The sequence below is a fragment of the Gilliamella sp. App2-1 genome (assembly GCF_001690255.1).
Classification (GTDB): domain Bacteria; phylum Pseudomonadota; class Gammaproteobacteria; order Enterobacterales; family Orbaceae; genus Gilliamella; species Gilliamella apicola_G.
The window spans coordinates 16,271-36,792 of sequence record NZ_LZGR01000073.1; the positions used below are offsets into that span (position 1 = coordinate 16,271).

Annotated in this window: 19 protein-coding genes, 1 tRNA gene and 1 other RNA gene; 3 read left to right on the forward strand and 18 right to left on the reverse strand. The window is 35.8% G+C overall.

Features of this window, described 5'->3' with window-relative positions; all coding sequences use genetic code 11:
* Positions 1 to 559: 559 nt before the first annotated feature.
* The 13 genes from A9G22_RS10025 to A9G22_RS10080 form a co-directional block, all read right to left on the reverse strand.
* Entirely contained in the window at positions 560 to 2,326 is a 1,767-nt protein-coding gene (locus A9G22_RS10025; RefSeq protein WP_065586852.1) for a DEAD/DEAH family ATP-dependent RNA helicase, read from the reverse strand.
* A gap of 351 nt (positions 2,327 to 2,677) precedes the next feature.
* Positions 2,678 to 3,532 (reverse strand): lipoprotein NlpI, encoded by an 855-nt coding sequence (gene nlpI, locus A9G22_RS10030; RefSeq protein WP_075508819.1) that lies wholly within the window; start codon positions 3,530 to 3,532, stop codon positions 2,678 to 2,680.
* 25 nt (positions 3,533 to 3,557) lie between these two features.
* On the reverse strand, positions 3,558 to 5,672 hold the full coding sequence (pnp, locus tag A9G22_RS10035; RefSeq protein WP_075508820.1) for a polyribonucleotide nucleotidyltransferase: 2,115 nt from the start codon (positions 5,670 to 5,672) through the stop codon (positions 3,558 to 3,560).
* Between the two features lie 307 nt (positions 5,673 to 5,979).
* A complete protein-coding gene (gene rpsO / locus A9G22_RS10040) occupies positions 5,980 to 6,249 on the reverse strand; it encodes a 30S ribosomal protein S15 (RefSeq protein WP_034909676.1) in 270 nt (89 codons plus the stop codon).
* Between the two features lie 149 nt (positions 6,250 to 6,398).
* Positions 6,399 to 7,322, reverse strand: coding sequence for a LysR family transcriptional regulator (locus A9G22_RS10045; protein ID WP_075508821.1), 924 nt, complete (start codon positions 7,320 to 7,322; stop codon positions 6,399 to 6,401).
* A 195-nt stretch (positions 7,323 to 7,517) separates the two neighbouring features.
* The gene (locus A9G22_RS10050) at positions 7,518 to 8,270 is read right to left on the reverse strand and encodes a TSUP family transporter (protein ID WP_075508822.1); all 753 of its coding nucleotides are present in this window, start codon (positions 8,268 to 8,270) and stop codon (positions 7,518 to 7,520) included.
* Positions 8,267 to 9,340, reverse strand: coding sequence for a chorismate synthase (gene aroC, locus A9G22_RS10055; protein ID WP_075508823.1), 1,074 nt, complete (start codon positions 9,338 to 9,340; stop codon positions 8,267 to 8,269). Before aroC ends, A9G22_RS10050 begins: the two co-directional genes overlap by 4 nt.
* A gap of 30 nt (positions 9,341 to 9,370) precedes the next feature.
* Entirely contained in the window at positions 9,371 to 10,264 is an 894-nt protein-coding gene (gene prmB / locus A9G22_RS10060; protein ID WP_065586858.1) for a 50S ribosomal protein L3 N(5)-glutamine methyltransferase, read from the reverse strand.
* Between the two features lie 148 nt (positions 10,265 to 10,412).
* Positions 10,413 to 10,500: transfer RNA gene (locus A9G22_RS10065), tRNA-Ser, on the reverse strand.
* 72 nt (positions 10,501 to 10,572) lie between these two features.
* Positions 10,573 to 10,662, reverse strand: a complete 90-nt coding sequence (gene cydH, locus A9G22_RS11875; protein ID WP_141670047.1) for a cytochrome bd-I oxidase subunit CydH — start codon at positions 10,660 to 10,662, stop codon at positions 10,573 to 10,575.
* A 28-nt stretch (positions 10,663 to 10,690) separates the two neighbouring features.
* Entirely contained in the window at positions 10,691 to 12,772 is a 2,082-nt protein-coding gene (gene prc / locus A9G22_RS10070; RefSeq protein WP_075508824.1) for a carboxy terminal-processing peptidase, read from the reverse strand.
* A 9-nt stretch (positions 12,773 to 12,781) separates the two neighbouring features.
* Positions 12,782 to 13,330: an RNA chaperone ProQ gene (gene proQ, locus A9G22_RS10075; RefSeq protein ID WP_075508825.1), complete on the reverse strand. Its 549-nt coding sequence runs from the start codon at positions 13,328 to 13,330 to the stop codon at positions 12,782 to 12,784.
* 63 nt (positions 13,331 to 13,393) lie between these two features.
* Positions 13,394 to 13,750, reverse strand: coding sequence for a DNA-binding protein (locus tag A9G22_RS10080; protein WP_065586861.1), 357 nt, complete (start codon positions 13,748 to 13,750; stop codon positions 13,394 to 13,396).
* Positions 13,751 to 13,929: 179 nt separating this feature from the next.
* On the opposite strand from A9G22_RS10080, the gene A9G22_RS10085 reads away from it, so the two are divergent.
* From A9G22_RS10085 to rnpB, 3 genes are all read left to right on the forward strand, one after another.
* Positions 13,930 to 14,193, forward strand: a complete 264-nt coding sequence (locus tag A9G22_RS10085) for a helix-turn-helix domain-containing protein (RefSeq protein WP_065586862.1) — start codon at positions 13,930 to 13,932, stop codon at positions 14,191 to 14,193.
* Between the two features lie 212 nt (positions 14,194 to 14,405).
* Positions 14,406 to 14,768: a hypothetical protein gene (locus A9G22_RS10090; protein WP_065586863.1), complete on the forward strand. Its 363-nt coding sequence runs from the start codon at positions 14,406 to 14,408 to the stop codon at positions 14,766 to 14,768.
* Positions 14,769 to 14,944: 176 nt separating this feature from the next.
* Positions 14,945 to 15,334: RNase P RNA component class A (gene rnpB, locus A9G22_RS10095), an RNA gene on the forward strand.
* Here rnpB and A9G22_RS10100 read toward each other — a convergent pair.
* From A9G22_RS10100 to mreC, 5 genes are all read right to left on the reverse strand, one after another.
* Positions 15,329 to 16,042: a DedA family protein gene (locus A9G22_RS10100; RefSeq protein WP_065586864.1), complete on the reverse strand. Its 714-nt coding sequence runs from the start codon at positions 16,040 to 16,042 to the stop codon at positions 15,329 to 15,331. The two genes, rnpB and A9G22_RS10100, sit on opposite strands and share 6 nt — an antisense overlap.
* 30 nt (positions 16,043 to 16,072) lie before the next feature.
* Complete coding sequence (gene tldD, locus A9G22_RS10105) at positions 16,073 to 17,530, reverse strand: metalloprotease TldD (RefSeq protein WP_065586865.1); 1,458 nt, start codon at positions 17,528 to 17,530, stop codon at positions 16,073 to 16,075.
* 138 nt (positions 17,531 to 17,668) lie between these two features.
* The gene (gene rng, locus A9G22_RS10110; RefSeq protein ID WP_065586866.1) at positions 17,669 to 19,144 is read right to left on the reverse strand and encodes a ribonuclease G; all 1,476 of its coding nucleotides are present in this window, start codon (positions 19,142 to 19,144) and stop codon (positions 17,669 to 17,671) included.
* A gap of 11 nt (positions 19,145 to 19,155) precedes the next feature.
* On the reverse strand, positions 19,156 to 19,641 hold the full coding sequence (gene mreD / locus A9G22_RS10115) for a rod shape-determining protein MreD (RefSeq protein WP_065586867.1): 486 nt from the start codon (positions 19,639 to 19,641) through the stop codon (positions 19,156 to 19,158).
* Complete coding sequence (gene mreC, locus A9G22_RS10120) at positions 19,628 to 20,470, reverse strand: rod shape-determining protein MreC (protein ID WP_065586868.1); 843 nt, start codon at positions 20,468 to 20,470, stop codon at positions 19,628 to 19,630. Before mreC ends, mreD begins: the two co-directional genes overlap by 14 nt.
* Between the last annotated feature and the right edge of the window lie 52 nt (positions 20,471 to 20,522).

The window sequence follows — 20,522 nt, forward strand, 5'->3', positions numbered from 1 at the left end:
CAAATTTTGATTGAGTTTTTAAGGCATATATCGGAATTACTTGCGTTGTTTAGCGTAATTTGAAAAATGACTGTATAACGCGTCTTCCAAACAAGCGATACGGCGCTTATATCATAAAAAAATCACCGTCATCGATTTGGCTAACTACTTTATGGTCAATCGTCCAACAATTTATCGTACTGAAAGACTCCATTAAACATTCAATAACATGACTCACATTGCATATTAAACACGAAAACAGATAGCATCATTTTCTAGGTGGGTTGTGTGCTCGCCATCGTATCCATTACAAATTCACGAAACCAACCAGCCCTAAAATAAAAGGGTAAGTCAAAAGATAGAAAACGAAATGTTTAAGCGATTTTAGGCAAAACGTTTTATGAGCTTTTTAAATGATTATTTTCATCATGAAGTGTAAACAACCCATTGTTTTCTTACCAGTCATATAATTAGTTTTCTGAATAAATATTGACAGAATATAACAATAAACCACTTTGGCAATAGTTGTACAAATAACATGAAGTGAACAGACCTCTGCCAGACAGCAGAGGTTACATTATTAAAATTTAGGCGCTGAAGGACGACCGCGTTTTTTAGCAAATCCTTTATCTGATGTATCAGATTTGCTACCTTTACGGTTTCGCTTAGATTCAGACATTGTGCCATTAACCAAGCTCATTTTCATTGGCTGATTAAGAACTCTGACTTTTTCAAAGTGTTTTAACATATCTTTTGGCATGCCTTTTGGTAATTCAACAGTTGAATAAGTATCATAAAGTTTGATATTGCCAATATAACGGCTACTAATATCGGCCTCATTGGCAATTGCACCAACGATATGCCGCACTTCAACACCGTTTTCTTTACCAAGTTCGATACGGTACATATCCATATCACCCACATCGCGACGCTCACGACGTTTTGGTGTTTCGCGGTTATCTCCTCGTAGGCGGCGCTCACCACTACGGTTATCTCGATCACGAGTGTCACGAGATGGCTTAAATACCGGATCAGGTGGAAGAATCAGTGGACGTTCACCTTGCGCTAATTTGAGCAAAGCAGTTGCAATTGTTTCAAGACCTGCACCACTGTCAGCTTGTATTTTCGCTAATAAATTTTGGTATTGATCTAAATCACTACTTTCTAACTGTTTTTGGACTTGCTCCGTAAATTTAGCTAAACGACGTTTTTCCAGCAACTCTTTAGATGGCAATCCAACTTCTGGGATTGGTTTTTTTATGGTATGTTCGATATTTTTAAGCAAACGACGTTCACGACTATCAACGAATAAAATAGCACGACCGGCTCGACCAGCTCGGCCAGTACGACCGATACGGTGAACATAAGATTCGGAATCTAACGTAATATCATAATTGATAACTAAGCTGATGCGCTCAACATCTAAACCACGAGCCGCAACATCTGTTGCAATTAAAATATCTAATCGACCATTGCGTAAACGATCTAATGTTTGTTCACGCAATTGTTGTGTCATATCGCCATTTAAAGCCGCACAGCTATAACCGTGTTTTTCAAGCACTTCTGCCACATCTAAAGTAGCCGATTTTGTTCGAACAAAAATAATCGCTGCATCAAAATCTTCAGCTTCTAAAAAGCGAACAATCGCTTCATTTTTACGCATACCTCGAACAAGCCAATAACTTTGGTCAATATCAGGCGCTGTTTGATTAGTACCTTTAATTTGAACTTCTTTAGGATTATGCATAAATCGTTTAGTAATACGACGAATTGGCGCGGGCATCGTTGCTGAAAATAATGCTGTTTGATGATTTTCGGGAATCGTCGCCATGATGCTTTCAACATCATCAATAAAGCCCATTCTTAACATTTCGTCAGCTTCATCAAGTACTAAACCTTTCAGATTGGAAAGATCCAGTGTTTTACGATTTAAGTGATCAAGCAAACGTCCTGGTGTACCAACCACAATTTGTGGTCCTTGTTTTAACGCACGTAATTGCACGTCATAACGCTGGCCTCCATATAAAGCTAGTACTTTTATCCCTTTCATATATTTTGAATATTCAGAACAAGCATCTGCAACTTGCATAGCCAGCTCTCGTGTTGGCGCTAGAACTAAAAGTTGTGGTGCTTTTAGGCTTGCATCAATATTCATTAGGAAAGGGATTGAAAATGCAGCAGTTTTACCACTACCTGTTTGCGCCATTCCCAATACATCGTTACCTTCTAATAATAGAGGTATACATTCAGATTGTATAGGTGATGGTTTGCTAAAACCAAGATCATTTAATGCATTAAGGATATCCTCGGATAAACCAAGGTCAATAAAAGAAACTTCTTTTGTCATGTAAACTCGCTTATAAATTTTAAATATATAAACTTACTTATTTAATTAATTAGCAAAGCAATTGATAATTATTAACTAATACCGATAACATTCTATCTTATTTTGCTAAACTGAATAAAGAAAGCAGATATAAATTTATGCCAGTTCACTAAATTGAAAATTTACAACTCACCCCAATAACTAACTGCCAATATTAACTCAGCAACTATCCGATATAAATTCAAAATTAATTGATATTTATACGATCAAAGATAAAGCTAACTGCATTATCTAATGTTGATAACATATTATTTGGCAAATCAGAACTACGCTATAACAATATTTTCACTTTTAAAACTGGCATGACTCTTGTTACTCTTCTTCAAGTAACTTCATTTCGTAGAGTGCCTGTTGATGTTCAACATAGTTATAAATATTATTGGCTAAAGCATATTTAAATAACATTTTGGCACGCTCATTGTCACCTTTACTTTGATAATATTTTCCTAAGTAAAAGTAGGCTTCACAAAGGCGCTCGGCTAATTGTCGATTATTCTCAACACCTTGTTGAAGGTTCTGCATTAATTTAGATTCACTTATTTTACCTAAATAAAATGCAATAATATTGCCACTATAAATCGTTTTATCATTAATCAGATCATAACGTTTTTGTAGCTTAATTTTGGCAGCTTGATTGTCGATTTCTTTTTCAATCAGATAAAGCCATAAAATTCTGATAGGTTCATTCACATCATATTGATAAAACTGGAATGCATCACGCTCAGCAGCTTGATAATGACCTGTGCGATACAAAGTAATAGCACGATTCAAATATGCATAGGTATAAGCTGGATCAAGCTCTAATAAGGTATTAAATGACACCAAAGCTGCATCAAAATCGCCATCTCTTAATGCGTAAGTTCCTAAAAAGTTGTAAACATCAGGAATTTCAGAATTTAAACTCAATAAATACGAAAAATCGCTTTGCGCAAAAGCTTTAAAACCTAAGGAATCGTAAGCAATACCTCGCTGCAATATGAGCTGCATTCGAGTTACAGTATCAAGATCTTTTTTTGATAGGAGCTGGCTGATCTGAGCAATTTTTAACTCATCATCATATGAAATTTGCTCAGGGACAGCAAGCAAAGGCTGAGAGTTAGAACAACCAGACAAGAGAATAACAGCTAGCAAAAAGCAGTACACAGTTCTCAGGTTGAATAATCTCATTTTTTTCCCCTAGTGAATAAGATTTTTATTCTGCAGTTGGAGCAACTTCGTCTGACTGCTCAACAGCATCTTTCATACTCAAACGGATTCTGCCTTGGCGATCAATTTCTAGTACTTTAACTTTTACTTCTTGACCAACTTTTAAATAATCAATCACTTTTTCGACTCGATGATCAGCTATTTGAGAAACATGCACAAGCCCTTCTTTTCCACCAATCACAGATACAAATGCACCAAAATCAACAATTCTCGTTACTTTACCTGTATAAATTTTACCAATTTCGACATCAGCAACTAAATTAGTAATACGTGCCATGGCATCTTTCGCTTTATTACCATCTGAAGCCGCAATCTTAACTGTGCCATCATCAGTAATTTCAATAGTTGTGCCTGTTTCTTCAGTTAAGGCTCGAATTGTTGCACCGCCTTTACCGATGATATCGCGAATCTTATCAGGATTTACGTTCATTGTATAAATACGTGGTGCAAATTCCGAAATTTCTTGGCGAGGTTTATTAATTGCTTGTTCCATTACACCTAAAATGTGTAAACGTGCACCTTTTGCTTGATTAAGCGCTACTTGCATAATTTCTTTAGTGATACCTTCAATTTTGATATCCATTTGTAATGCACTAACGCCTTCACGCGTACCGGCTACTTTAAAGTCCATATCGCCAAGGTGGTCTTCGTCACCAAGAATATCTGACAATACCACAAACTGATCGCCTTCTTTGACCAGCCCCATAGCAATACCAGCAACAGATGATTTAATTGGCACGCCAGCATCCATAAGCGCAAGTGAAGCGCCACAAACAGAAGCCATCGAAGATGAACCATTTGATTCGGTAATTTCTGATACCACTCGAACAGTGTATGGAAACTCTTCACGACTTGGCATTACTGCCGCAACACCGCGTTTAGCTAAACGTCCATGACCAATTTCACGACGTTTTGGTGAACCTACCATACCTGTTTCACCAACAGAATATGGAGGAAAATTGTAATGAAGTAAGAAACGCTCAGTATATTCACCCGTTAGTTCATCAATGATTTGTGCATCACGTTCTGTACCTAATGTTGCGGTGACTAATGCTTGTGTTTCGCCACGTGTAAATAGTGCACTACCATGCGTTCTTGGTAAAACACCCGTACGGATATCAAGTGCACGAATCATATCTTTTTCGCGACCATCAATACGAGGTTCGCCTGCAATAACACGCTTACGAACAATTTGGCTTTCTAAATCGACGATAATATTAAGCACTTCGTTTTCATCAACTTCTTCATTTTGTTCTTTTAATGCTGCTAATACTTCTTCTTTGATTAAATCAATTTTCGCATAACGAGCTTGCTTTTCGGTTATACGATAAGCTTCACCTAAGCGCTCTTTAGCGAGTTCAACAATGGCATTATATAATACTTCGTTTTTAGCTGGTGCTACCCAATCCCATTTTTCGCAATTGGCTTTTTTTACAAATTCATTAATATTATCAATAACAACTTGTTGTTGCTCATGACCAAATACCACTGCCGCTAACATTTGATCTTCAGTAAGTAAATCAGCTTCAGATTCAACCATTAATACTGCACTTTTAGTTCCAGCAACCACTAAATCTAAACGACTTGTAGCAAGTTCTATTACAGATGGATTTAATACAAATTCATTATTAATAAAACCAACACGCGCAGCACCGATAGGGCCATGGAATGGCACACCCGATAAGCAAAGCGCAGCAGAAGCACCTATCATAGCAACTAAGTCTGGGCTCACATCAGGATTTACTGAAACCACGGTTGCAATAATTTGGATTTCATTAACAAATCCTTCCGGGAATAATGGACGAAGTGGTCGGTCAATTAAACGTGCAATTAGGGTTTCGCCTTCACTTGGGCGACCTTCACGTTTAAAAAATCCGCCGGGAATACGCCCTGCAGCATAGGTACGTTCTTGGTAATTAACCGTTAATGGGAAAAAGTCTTGACCTTCTTTTACTTTCTTATTGGCAACAACAGTGACAAATACAGCAGTATCATCCATATTAACCATAACTGCAGCAGTTGCTTGACGGGCCATAATACCTGTTTCTAAAGTCACAGTATGACGACCATATTGAAATTTTTGGTATGTCGGATTAAACAAAATAATTTCCTCTTGTTATTTATTATGTTGAAGTTTGATATTTCGACAGGACAAAGCATTATGCTGCGCGTATTGATATTCTCTTCAACAATGTGGGGATATATTCAACAAAAAGATTATTTCACTGTCACGACTAATGACAAATCTATAAATTATAGAGCTCTCATTAGTCGCGCGAAACATGAGATATAATCTTAACTTTGTTGACTTACATAAAATATTAATTTTTTAAGCTCAGTATTATATCAGAGCATCGATTTTTCACAACGAAAAAGAGGCCTAAGCCTCTTTTCAAGTAGATTATAAATTAGCGACGTAAACCGAGTTTTTTAATCAATTGGTTATAACGTTCGATATCTTTACGACGTAAATAATCTAATAATTTACGTCGGCTAGACACCATACGTAATAAACCACGACGGCTATGATGATCTTTTTTGTGCTCAGAAAAATGACCTTGTAAATCATTAATACGCGCAGTTAAAAGAGCAACTTGAACTTCAGTTGAACCTGTGTCATTAGTGCCACGACCATATTCGGCAACGATTTTCGCTTTAGCTTCTACAGTTAGAGACATGATAAACCTCTTAAAATAAATATAAAATATGGAATGACCGATCTCTAATTCAGACACTCCTCGGTATTCATATAGTGAATATATGAACTGCACAATTATACAGAAATTTATAAAAATAGCAATTTGATTTATTTAGTTAACGACAGGATTTATTTGAGTTCAAAACCATACTCTTCTTGGATTAGTTTTTTTAACGCCTCAATATAATTTTGGGCAGATATACTTAATTGGACTTTTTGTGATGTTATCCAACCAATTAGGATCTTTTCTTCGACATTTAATGGTATTGATAAAATATCAGAACCATTTAAATCAGTACTTAAAATCCCTGTACTAATGGTATAACCATTAAGTCCATGTAATAGGTTAAACAAAGTTGCCCTATCGCTCACATGAATACTCTTTTTATGATAAACCGTACTTAAAATCTCTTCTGAAAAATAAAACGAATTATACTCCCCCTGCTCGAAAGAGAGATAAGGATAATCATCTAAATCAACTAAAGTTAATGATTTCATCACAGCTAATGGATGATGAGCACTAATAAATACATGAGGATGAGCTTCAAAAAGTGGATTAAAGGTTAAACGATGTTCTTTCAGTAATCGCAAAATCACCTTTTGATTAAAATCAGTCAAATATAAGATACCAACCTCACTTCGTAAATTGGCTACATCGCTGATAATATCGTATGTTCTTGTTTCCCTAAGCGTAAACTCGTATTCATCTGTATGATTTTTTTTAATTAAATTAACAAAAGCATTAACTGCAAAAGCATAATGTTGGGTAGATATACTACATAGCTGCTTAGAAGGTACTTTTTTTGAATAATGTTGTTCCAATAGCTCAGCCTGATCTAAGACTTGTTTAGCATAACCTAAAAACTCAACACCATCAGTCGAAAGTGAAACGCCTTTGGAGGTACGTACAAAAATCTCAATACCAAATTCAGCTTCTAAATCTTTTACCGCCGTTGATAAACTCGGTTGTGTAATGTACAAATTTTTAGCTGCTTCATTAATTGAGCCTGAACGTGCAATTTCTAAAATATAACGTAATTGTTGAAGTTTCATGATATCAGTTAATGCCTTAACACAAACTATCTTGCTTAACACAAATATATACTAAATCATATTTAAGTGAAGTAAATAATTGTTATCTTTTTATACTCAAACACATACTTTCCTGAAAGTTTTTAACAACGATTTTGTTGTGCTATTGTAAAATAGTGATGAAAAATAAATATTAATGATTAAAATGGTGGGCAATTAAAAGAAGTTTTCGTAAATTAATTTTATACTCATAAGCGTAGAAACAGTAATTAGCATGGGTCTGATTAATTTGCGTCCTTTAGCAATGACCATCTTAGCACCAAGTCTTGCACCTATAAATTGACCAACTAACATGACCAGCCCAATTGACCATATCACTTCACCACCAACAATAAAAAACAGTAAACCAGCTAAATTTGAAGTGAAGTTTAACACTTTGGTATGTGCTGTCGCTTTAGTTAAATTAAAGCCAGCCAGTGTGATATAGGCTAACGCATAAAATGAACCCGCGCCAGGCCCAAAAAATCCATCATAAAAACCAATTGCCAAAGCTGGTATTAGTGCAAATTGGATAAGTGAAAAGCGACTTTTACGATCGTTTGCACCGATGGTTGGAGAAAGCAAAAAATAAAGACCCACGCCAATGGTTAAAATAGGCAGTAATAGCTTTAAAAAATCAGCTTGGACATGCATAACCGACAATGTTCCAACTGCCGATCCAACAAAAGCACACATGATTGAACACTTTTGCTGCTTTAAATCGACCATTCGCTGACGAATAAAATATAAACTAGCAGAAAATGAACCACCACAGCTTTGTAATTTATTAGTCGCCAAAGCACTGGCTGGCGGCAGTCCAACCGCAAGTAAAGCAGGTACGGTTAATAAACCACCGCCACCTGCAATTGAATCAATAAAACCCGCTAAAATAGCAATAGTAAACAGTAAGATAAGTAACTCATCACTCATAGCGAATTGACATCATTACATTGAGCGCGATAGCGAAGATAATGATCCATTAGCACTATAGCAACCATCGCTTCAGCGATAGGTACGGCTCGTATTCCTACACATGGATCATGTCGACCATGGGTCGATACTTCAACGGTCTCGCCATAGATATTAATTGATTGTCCAGCAATTTCAATGCTTGGTGTTGGCTTTAAGGCGATACTGGCTAATATCGTTTGTCCTGAGCTAATACCCCCTAAAATACCGCCAGCATGGTTAGATAAAAAACCTTGCTTGGTTATTTCATCTCGATTTTCACTGCCTCGTTTATTAACAACCGCATAACCATCACCAATTTCAACGCCCTTCACTGCATTAATACTCATTAACGCATGCGCAAGTTCAGCATCTAATTTGTCAAATACGGGTTCACCAAAACCTACTGGAACATGCTCGGCAACAATACAGACTTTAGCGCCAATTGAGTCACCCTCTTTTTTCAGTGACCTGAGCAACTGATCAAGTGCCTCTAATTGGCTTTCATCAGCACAAAAAAATGGATTTTGTTCAACTTGTTGCCAATCTTTTAATTCGCATTTTACATCGCCCATCTGAGCCAAATAACCACGAATGGTTATACCAAGCTTTTCTTGCAGATATTTTTTTGCAATCGCGCCAGCGGCAACGCGCATGGCAGTTTCACGAGCAGAAGAACGACCGCCGCCACGATAATCGCGTATGCCATATTTATTTTGGTAAGTATAATCTGCATGGCTTGGTCTAAAGATATCTTTAATTTTGCTATAATCTTGAGAACGTTGATCGGTGTTTTCAATAAGTAATCCAATACTTGTCCCTGTTGTCACACCTTCAAATACACCTGATAAGATTTTGACTCGATCGGCTTCTCGGCGTTGAGTAGTATAACGAGATGAGCCGGGTCTACGACGGTCAAGGTCATGTTGCATATCTGATTCAGTTAATGCAAGTCCAGGTGGAACGCCATCGACAATACACCCTAATGCTACGCCGTGTGATTCACCAAAAGTGGTCACTTTGAATAATTTTCCGATTGAGTTTCCAGCCATAATAAATTTATTCCAATTATTGAAAGCAGCTTATTTAAAACAGTAATGATATTGAATCAACTCTTCACGAGTGATTGCAAACACGCCCAGACCACCATACTTAAATTCAATCCAATTAAATGGGACATCTGGATATTGTTGCTGTAAGCTAATCCAGCTATTACCAACTTCACAAACTAATATACCCGCTGGAGCTAAATAATCTATCGCATCTCGTAAAATTGTTTTTACCAAATCTAAACCATCGAAGCCCGCCTCTAATGCTAATTTAGGTTCATATAAAAACTCATCTGGCAAATCACTCATATCTTCACTATCAACGTAAGGTGGATTTGTGACAATTAGGTCATATTGTTTTACAGGCACATCATTAAATAGATCTGACAAAATAGGTGTAACTCGAAAATCCATTTCGTGCATTTCAATATTTGTTTTTGCAATATCTAATGCTTCTAATGAAATATCGGTGATATCAACTTGAGCATCAGCAAACTCATAAGCACAAGCAATACCAATACAACCACTGCCTGTGCACAAATCTAAAATATTTTTAGGTTCAGCGAATATTAGCTGTTCAAAATGGTTATTAATGAGTTCACCAATAGGAGAACGAGGAATTAATACACGTTCATCAACGTAAAAAGAATGGCCACAAAACCAAGCTTGATTAGTTAAATAAGGGGTTGGTACACGATCTTTAATTCGTTTTTGAATAACATCAAAAAGTTGATTTTTTTCTTCATTAGTCAGATTTGCAGAATAAAACTCCGAAGGAATAAACAACGATAACCCTAACGTTGCTAAAATTAATTGTTTAGATTCATCAATAGGATTATCTGTACCATGACCTAAAAAGACATCTGATAGACTAATTTGTGATGCTGTCCAACGTATAAAGTCCTGAACTGTGTGTAAGTTTTCCATAATGGCTCCAAATGATCGAGGAGAGGAAGGTATTGCTTGTCATTTTAGGTAACTAACTTTAATTACATTTTGTTAAAGTAACTCTAATAGTTAGTTCCTGCAGTAATGCGGAACCTGATGGTTCTATCCTTCAATGACTAAATATTTATGGCGGTGAGGAAGGGATTCGAACCCTTGATACGTTGCCGTATACACACTTTCCAGGCGTGCTCCTTCAACCACTCGGACACCTCACCTAATTATTAGAGCCTGTTTTTTTCAAGCAGGCTGCATACTATAATAATCACCAAACAATTAATCAAGTTTTTTTAATTCATGTAAACAATGGTACCAAATGTCGCTAAAACAGCTAGTATACCAACTGTCGTGATCAAAGCATACTTTAAATTTGAACACATTTTTATTATCTCCAATTATTTTTTATTATTAATTAGTCTGTTCGATTGGTGAATCAAACGAGATAATCTCGTTAATAGAGCTATTACCTTTTAATCTGGGATATTTAGGCGCAAAATCAAGTAATATCTCGATAGATTCATCCAAGTAAGCATCAGGTTGTTTATAATCTTTAGGTAAATCATCTAATTTAGTGATTGATGGTAAACCAGCTTTATTTAAACGTTCATTCATTCTTTTTAAACCACGCTCTTCATTAGTTTTTTGTTCTGCTTCTCGTTTTTTCTTATTAAGCGAAACAATATATTGACGATCTTTTTTATCATTAAGCCTTTTGATATCTTCATCAATATAAATAAATTCAGGATTCTGTGAAATTCGAGTTAAATGTTGCGATTCTAAATCAGGTAATAACGGCTTAATATTGGCAACAGTCAAATAATCAGCTGATGCTATTTTATCCCAAGGTAATGCATTATCTAAGAATCGTTCACCTGTTTCATCAACATACTTAACTTTATTCATTTCAATGTCCGGCTCAACACCTTTTAATTGAGTACTACCTCCATTGATACGATAAAACTTTTGAATAGTGTATTGAGCACCGCCTAGTTCAGGCCAATTAGGATGTAATCTTGCATCAACCGGATAAGAAATGTTACGAGAAGTTTGTACAGTTCCTTTACCATAAGTCGTTTCACCAACAATTAATGCGCGCCCATAATCTTGCATAGCAGCAGAAAATATTTCTGATGCTGATGCACTATAGCGATTAACCATTACAACAAGTGGTCCGGTATATTCGATACCTTTATTTTTATCATCGTAAGTAATAACTTTTTGCAAATTGTCACGTACTTGAACAACAGGTCCACTATCAATAAATAAACCAGTTAAAGTAATAACCTCGGCTAATGAACCGCCACCATTATCACGTAAATCAATAACCAGACCTTGTAAATTTTCTTTATTCGCTTTCGATAAAAGAGATTCCACTTTTTCGGTTAATCCCATGTAGAAACTCGGTATTTCAATAACCCCTACTTTACCGCGCTGATTATCAATGATCTTCAATTTCGCTTCACGATCTTCAAAATGAATTTTATCACGAGTAAGCTCAATGACTTTGGCCTTACTATTGTTACCTGCTGGTAAAATTTCTAACTTAACTATAGTCCCTTTTGGTCCACGAATTTTATCGACAATATCATCTAAACGCCAACCGATAACATCTTCAATTGCAGAATCACTTTGACCTACGCCAATGATTTTATCGCCAACAGAAAACAGCTTACTTTTTTCAGCAGGTCCGCCAGTGACAAAAGACATAATCACGGTATAGTCGTCTTGTTGACTTAATGTTGCCCCAATACCTTCAAATGATAAACTCATTTCAGAATCAAAATCTCGTTTTTTACGTGGTGCTAAATAGCTAGTGTGGGGGTCGATTTCTCTTGCAAATGCATTCATAAATACCTGAAACGCATCTTCATTATTTGATTGTATGATAGTCTTTAGAACGCGATTATAACGTTTAGTTAATACCTCGCGAATCTCTTTTTCATTTTTCCCAGATAAAGATAAACTTAGTTCGTCATATTTAACGCGTTTATTCCAATAGGCATCAAGTTCGGCTTCAGAAATTGGCCATGCAATTTCTTCACGATTAAAATCAACTTCATCATTAACAGAAAAATCCATAGGACGCTGTAAAACTGTAAGCGCATATTGATAACGGTTATAGCGTTTTTTTAAAAAAAGATTATAAATGTCATAAGCCGTTTTTAAATTGCCATCAATTAATTCTTGACCTAAAGACTCTTGCCTGTTTCGAAAGCTATCCACATCACTTTGAATAAATATGAATTTATTACCGTCTAATAATTTGAAATAGCGATCAAAAATCTGAGCAGAAAAAGCACCATTTAAGGCAAAATTACGATAATGTGATTGGGTAAAAAAATTGGTTACACGTTTAGCAACAACTTGGTGAATCTCGTCTTGCATCAAAACAGGTATTTGTTCTCCAACTTGTGGCTTTGCCTGAACACTTTGACTAACAATACCTAAAATAAGACCAGTTGTAATAATACCTTTCAGTAATTTATTCATTCAAATTCTCTACTTGTTGATAATAAGTTCAGGTTTAACCGTTAATTCCATACCTGTACCAACCTTTACTTTAATATGCTCTTTTTCAATATTAATTATTTGTACTTTTATAGGTTTCTTACCTACTACAACTTTAACAGAATCACCAATTTTTAGAGTTTTAGCCTTTTTAGAAGGCTCACGTATAGTTTTACGTTTTTCTTTTGTACGATCTTTAAGGAGTTTTTTAGCTTTTTCCTTACTTTCTTTCAATTGTTGTTGAGCATGCTCCATCTGTTCTCGATTGATGACTTCATGAGGGTTGCCATCCAAGTCAATACGGTTAGTCCCTTCTTTTATACTATACAAGTAGCGCCAACTCATGGTATATGCACGTAGTGCAGCACGGAGTTTAGTTTTACTAAGTACTTCATTACCATCCAGACGAGAAAGGATATCTTGAAAAACTCCAATCTTTAATGGTTTTGCTTCACCTTCAAGGGTAAAACAATTCGGGAATTTTTGAGCTAAATAAGCAATAATTTCTTTACTATTTGTTAATTGAAACTGACTTTCCATTGTTTATTCCATAGCAGCTAAATTTCACGGGCGTTAAAGTATAGCGCAGCTTATACAATAACACTAATTATCTTTTTTCTGTTTATTAATAAAAGTAATAAAATCTTTAATACCGTTTCGCATCAACCATGAGGCAACAATAGATTGTTCTTCAACGGATAACTGTTCAAATGCAGTCATCCAAAGTTGTAAAGGTTCTATCGGCGAAACAACATAACTAGCACTTTCTTCTTCAACATATAATGCTTTTTTAACATTAAGTGGTAAGCTATCTATATGATATTCTAAAGCTTTGCCTCGAACACCTGCTCTTTTTCGTGCAATCCAATTTTCAGCTCTTGCTTTTCGATTAACACCTTGTATCGTTGACGGCATCCCGGCAATACTTGATAGCTCTTTTGATGAGAACCACTCTTTCATTTTCACTATCCCATTTTAGCACAATTAAGAAAAAATTATAGAAATCAAAGAAACTTTGATACAATAAATAAGAAACATGTAATTATTAATAATTCAAGTTCAATTGCAAACTTACTCGTTTTAGTAACTTTAGAGCATAACATAGATATACAAGGTTATAAACTAAGAGGAAATAAAAAATGAAAAAAAAGTCTAATGATTGGCATCCAGCAGACATTATCGCCGCCTTAAAAAAGAAAGGTACAACGCTTGCAAATCTATCTCGTCAATCAGGTTTAAGCTCATCAACACTTAGCAATGCATTAGTTCGTCCATGGACGAAAGGAGAGATCATTATTGCCAAAGCACTAAATCTAGAGCCTCACCAAATTTGGCCTAGTCGTTATATTAATTCGAGAACAAAGCAACCAATAAAGCGTGTAATACGCCAGAGCAAAGAATAAATTTTAAAATAATCCGTAATAAAAAATCACTTTAAAATAACAATATGGAAACATATAGAAACAAATAGTTTCCATGTTTTTAATATTAAAAATGCTTTTAGCTTGATTGAAAGTTACTTTATTTTTCAATAATAAAAATATTAGTTCATCTTGAACGTTGCCCAACATATGCTATTATCTATAAAAAGTATTAACTAGCAGGCAACAATATAATGAAAAATTTAAAAAAAGTTATTATCGCATTATTCCCAATGATAATATTATCAAGCTGCTCACAAAAGAATTTTATAGAGCAAGGAACCCCACTAAACAAAGAAAAGGTAAGAAATATAGTTGAAGGTTCAACGACTGAATCACAAATGATTACCCTATTTGGCGAACCAACAAACCGAAAAAAAATTAATTCAAATGAAAAACAATGGACATATAAATATATTAAAAAAAGTTCAACCAGTCATATAATTATCGGTGAAACACAATACAATATTATTGAAGGTACACTTGATGTTATCATTTCAAAAGGAGTAGTAACTTGGTTTAACTATGATGAGGAACACAAACAGAAAAAATGGTAGTTCAATGTATACGCTGTAATATAGCGCTATCATCATGCGGTGCCATTTAGATAATTTCTTTTATCCTATTAATTGATACTTTATTCCCTAGCAATTTTGTCCACATTTTTTTTATAAGTCTATTAAAAGAAAATACAATACTGGACAAAATTATACATTACGTTATACTCATCAGCGAAATTAACTAGACAATCGCTGCTTTGTTTTTGTTCTTTGTTCAAAGAGGACAGGCAAAGGGGAGGAAAGTCCGGGCTCCATAGGGCAGAGTGCCAGGTAACACCTGGGGGATTTTAGCGAGAGCTAAAATTTACGACTAGTGCAACAGAAAGTAAACCGCCGATGGCTTATTTTATAAGATCAGGTAAGGGTGAAAGGGTGTGGTAAGAGCACACCGCGCAACTGGTAACAGCTGTGGCATGGTAAACTCCACTCGGAGCAAGGTCAAATAGGGATTCATTAGCGCGGCCCGCGTTGAATCCGGGTAGACTGCTTGAGCTAATGCGTGAGTATTAGCCTAGAGGAATGATTGTCCACGACAGAACCCGGCTTATCGGTTAATTTCACTTTTTACTTCTTATTTTTTTCTCATTGCTGTTTGATGCAGTTTTTGATGGCGTTTTATTATTGAATAAACGTTTAACTGATAGCAAAACTGAAAATATCAAACCTGACACCAATAAAAAGACAGGTATTAACATTAGAAGAGACATTATCTGCTTTTCATATTCTTTAAAAATTGGTGATAACCCAAACAGATAACCTAATGTCACTATCAAGGAAATCCATAATGTCGCACTGATCAAATTATAAATATGGAATTTTCGGCTATGTAGCCCTGATAAACCTGCCATCATTGGTAATAATGTACGTACAAAAGCAATAAATCGACCAATAAATAGTGCTTGTAATCCATACTTATGAAATAATACTTCAGATTTATGATGATATTTTTCCGGTATATTCGCCATCCAACCCTGTACAAGTTTGGTACTACCAAGCCACAGTCCTTGTGCATAACCTAACCAAGTACCTAAAGCTGCACCTACAATTAAAATAAGATTAATTAAACCAAAATGAAAAACATCAAGACTAATTAAAACCCCTGTTAAAAACAGTAAACTATCACCAGGTAAAAAAGCTGCTGGTAATACCCCATTTTCTAGAAGGATAATAACAAACAACATGCCATATAGTGTCCATAGCACATTAGGATTTGAAAGCGTTGCAATATCCAAATTAACAAACGCATGATAAAGTGTAATTATTGTTTCCATCTATTCTTAAATCCCATTAATGTATCGTTATTAGTGGTTAATGGTACCACCAACTGTTAAATTGTTCACTTTCAAAGTGGGTTGACCAACCCCAACAGGCACACTCTGACCTGCTTTACCACAAATACCAACACCAGAATCTAGCTTAAGGTCATTTCCCACCATTGATACTTGTTGCATAGTTTCAATACCTGAACCGATTAGTGTTGCACCTTTTACCGGCGTTGTTATTTTACCTTTTTCAATCAAATAAGCCTCTGACGCCGAAAAAACAAACTTACCAGAAGTGATATCCACTTGCCCGCCAGCAAAATTAGGAGCATAAAGTCCGTAATCAACACTGCTAATAATTTCGTCGAAAGAGGACTTCCCTGCTAACATATAAGTATTAGTCATTCTTGGCATAGGTAAACAGGTGTATCCTTCACGGCGCCCATTACCGGTTGAGTGCATGTTCATTAATTTGGCATTAAGTTTATCAAACATATATCCTTTTAGGATACCATTTTCAATGAGCACAGTTCTTTGACTTGGTGTGCCTTCATCATCGATTGAGATTGAACCACGCCGATTTTCAATCGTGCCATCATCGACAATAGTACAAACTTCTGAGGTGACTTGCTCTCCAATTTTTCCGGAAAATACTGAACTATTTTTACGGTTAAAATCACCCTCTAAACCATGTCCTACAGCTTCATGTAACAAAACACCTGGCCAACCAGCACCTAAAACAACAGGCATTGTACCAGCAGGTGCAGCTTTAGCGGAAAGAGAAACGAGTGCCTGACGCACGGCTTCTCGAGTATAACTATCAGCATAACTTTCTGACGTTTTAGGGTTGATTGTTAAAAAATATTCATATCCAAATCGACCACCACCACCACTACTTCCTCGCTCACGTTTACCCTCTTTTTCAACCAGAACTGAAACCGACAAACGAACCAAAGGGCGAATATCGGCACTTAATGTACCATCAGTAGCTGCAATTAAAATGTCTTCGTAACTACCCGTTAAGCTAGCTGATACTTCAATAACGCTTGGGTCAATTGAGCGCGCTAACTTATCAACTTGCTGCAACAACGCAATTTTCTGCTCTTGAAAAAACGAATTAATCGGATTTATTGATGGATATATTGGTACTGTTTGAGTAGATTTAAATGGCGTCACCGCTATGGGGGTTTGTAGTTTAGTAATTGAATTTGCTGCTAATACACTTTGTTCCAAACGCGCTAATGAAAGCTGATCAGTATAGGCAAAGCCGGTTTTTTCACCCACAACAGCCCTAACACCAACGCCTTGATCACGATGGAACGAGGCATTTTTTATAATACCGTCCTCAAGTAACCAACTTTCATAATAACCAGATAAGAAATATAAATCACCAAAATCAATTCTCCTTGAACTCAGTATATCAAGCAAATGCAGAAGATCTTGTTGGCTTAGATTATTTGGATTGAGCAATCGTTCACTCACTTGAGTTAGTATCATAAGTTCCTTAAATTTTAATTGTGGATGCTAGCCTTCTTGATGATCGATTAAAAACTCGAACATAATGATTTTTTAGCTTTCATCATTTTTATACTAAAACGCATAGTTTCCTGAAACTTTTTTACAAAATAGTGTCCATTACATTAACACTACATCGTATTGTTCTTGAATATAAAGTGGTTCAACTTTTACTTCAACACGTTTCCCCACAAACACCTCAACTTCAGCTAAAGCATGAGACTCATCATTAGTTAAAGCATTAGCCACAGCGGCTGAGGCATAAACTAAAAAGTACTCTGAGTGATGGGCTTTATAAACACGAACTATTTCACGTAAAATTTCATTGCAAACTGTTTCTACCGATTTGACCATACCACGGCCTTTACATGCTGGACATTCTTCGCACAAAATATGCCCAATACTTTCGCGTGTTCGTTTGCGAGTCATTTCGACCAAACCTAAAGTCGAAAATAAATTAACAGTCGTTCTAGCTCTATCTTTAGATAAAGAATCTTGGAGCGATTGTAACACCCGCTCTCGATGCAATTCCTCTTGCATATCAATAAAGTCGATAATAATAATACCGCCTAAATTACGTAATCGTAACTGGCGAGCAATAGCAATAGTTGCTTCAATATTAGTATTAAAAATCGTTTCTTCTAAATTTCGATGTCCAACAAATGCCCCGGTATTAATATCAATTGTTGTCATGGCTTCAGTTTGATCAATAATTAAATATCCACCTGACTTCAATTTGACTTTACGATCTAATGCTCTTTGTATCTCGTTTTCAGTATCATAAAGATCGAAAATCGGTATATTACCACGATAATGTGATAATTTACTGGTCACTTCGGGCATAAATTCTTGCGTAAACTCAACCAATAAATCATAAGTTAGTTTCGAATCCACCAAGATTCGCTCTATGGGATCACCAACAAAATCACGTAATACACGTTGTGATAATGCCAATTCACCATAAACTAGATTTTTACTTACCGGACGAGCCATACGTTCTTGAATTTTAGCCCAAAGTCGTTTTAAGAAATTGGCATCTTGCTCTAACTCATAAGCATTCGCACCTTCTGCTGCCGTTCTAACAATAAAACCACCTTCGGCTGTCACATATTGCTGAACAATATTTTTTAACCTTTCCCGCTCTTGTTCGCTTTCTATACGCTGCGAAGTTGCCACATGTGCAGAATTTGGTCCAGGCATTAATACTAAATAACGTGATGGCAAAGTAATATCGGTTGTAAGTCTAGCCCCTTTGGTTCCTAATGGATCTTTAACCACTTGCACCATTAAGTCCTGCCCTTGACGAACAAGTTCAGAGATATCTTTTACTTGAAATTGTTCTTGTTCAGTATCTGATACGCACTCAGTATGAGGCATAATATCTGATGCATGTAAGAAGGCCGCTTTCTCAAGCCCAATATCTACAAAGGCAGCTTGCATTCCCGGTAAAATACGAATGACTTTGCCTTTATAGATATTTCCAACAATACCACGCCTAGATTCACGATCAACATGGATTTCTTGCAAAACACCATCTTCAATATAAGCAACTCGAGTTTCAGATGGCGTTACATTCATTAATAATTCAACAGACATAAGATTTCCTTTTAATTAATAGCAAAGCTTCGTCTTATGAGCCGCAAAAATAGATAGATGACAATCCATAATAAACCATCAATACAACTTGATAGCAAAATCAATGGTGATATCGTTATAGTATGATAAATACTGACTTGGAATAAAAATACCAGTAAATTATAACATATCGAAATCGCAAAGATGATAAACGACTGTTGCCATAACGCTAAATTACGTATCAATTGGAAATTAAAAACAAGTAAATAAGCAATAAATGAATAAATAAAAGCATGGATCCCCAAGATTGAACCAGAACACAGATCCATCATCACGCCAAATACAAAAGCGGTACCAATTCCAACCCGATGAGGAAGCGCTATCAACCAATAAGCAAAAATAAGGATTAGCAAATGTGGTTTAAATACGTTATATGAAGGTGGCCAAGGAATAATTTGTAAACATAAGCCAATTAATAGTATTACCCAGATAATCAATATTCGATTACGGCTCCTCATGTTTTACTCCCTGATTTCCCCACAATAACAATAAATAACGTAAACTCTTCAGATCTGCTGTTGGTGTTGCTGAAATAATAGGGGTTGAATCAGTAATATCAAGTTTTACTGAACTGACTACGGCTACAGGATATCCTTCCGGAAAACGACCATCAAGTCCCGAAGTCACTAAAACATCACCGACTTTTATATCAACGTTACTAGGCATAAACTCTAATGTTAAATCATTACTACAGCCATTCCCCACAGCAACCATGCCAATATCATTCCTTAGTACTTGTACTGGTATTGCATGTTGATAATCACACACTAAAATTGCACGGCTGGTTGATAGAGCGGTTTCATAAATTTGCCCTACTATTCCTTTTTCGTCAACTACAGGTTGCCCAACATAAACACCATCTTGCTTGCCTTTATTGACAACAAATTGATATGCATAAGGATCTGTATCAGCAAGTAATACTTGCACAGCCATTTTGTGTTCATCATGCCTTAATGGGGAACCTAATAATTCGCGAAGTCTAGTGTTTTCATGTTTTAAATGCTCAAGCAATAATAGATCGTTTTTTTGTTGTAATAAGTCTGCATGCAATTTTGTATTTTCATTTATTAAAGTTTCTCGCGTTTTTGACATCTCGTAAAGAGAATCAAACGACGACTTTGGCGCATTCGAAACATAATATAGTGGAGAAATAATAGTATCTAAATAATAACGAATTTCTTTAAATGGACGATAATTGATATCTAATACAATTAGAGCAACGGCTAGCGCCAAAGAAGTAAATAATTGTACACTGAGAGGCGAACGCTTAGAAAAAAGTAATTTCATTGTCCAGTACTTACCTGTTTTATGTTTTAAGATCTAATTATTTCAAGAAATG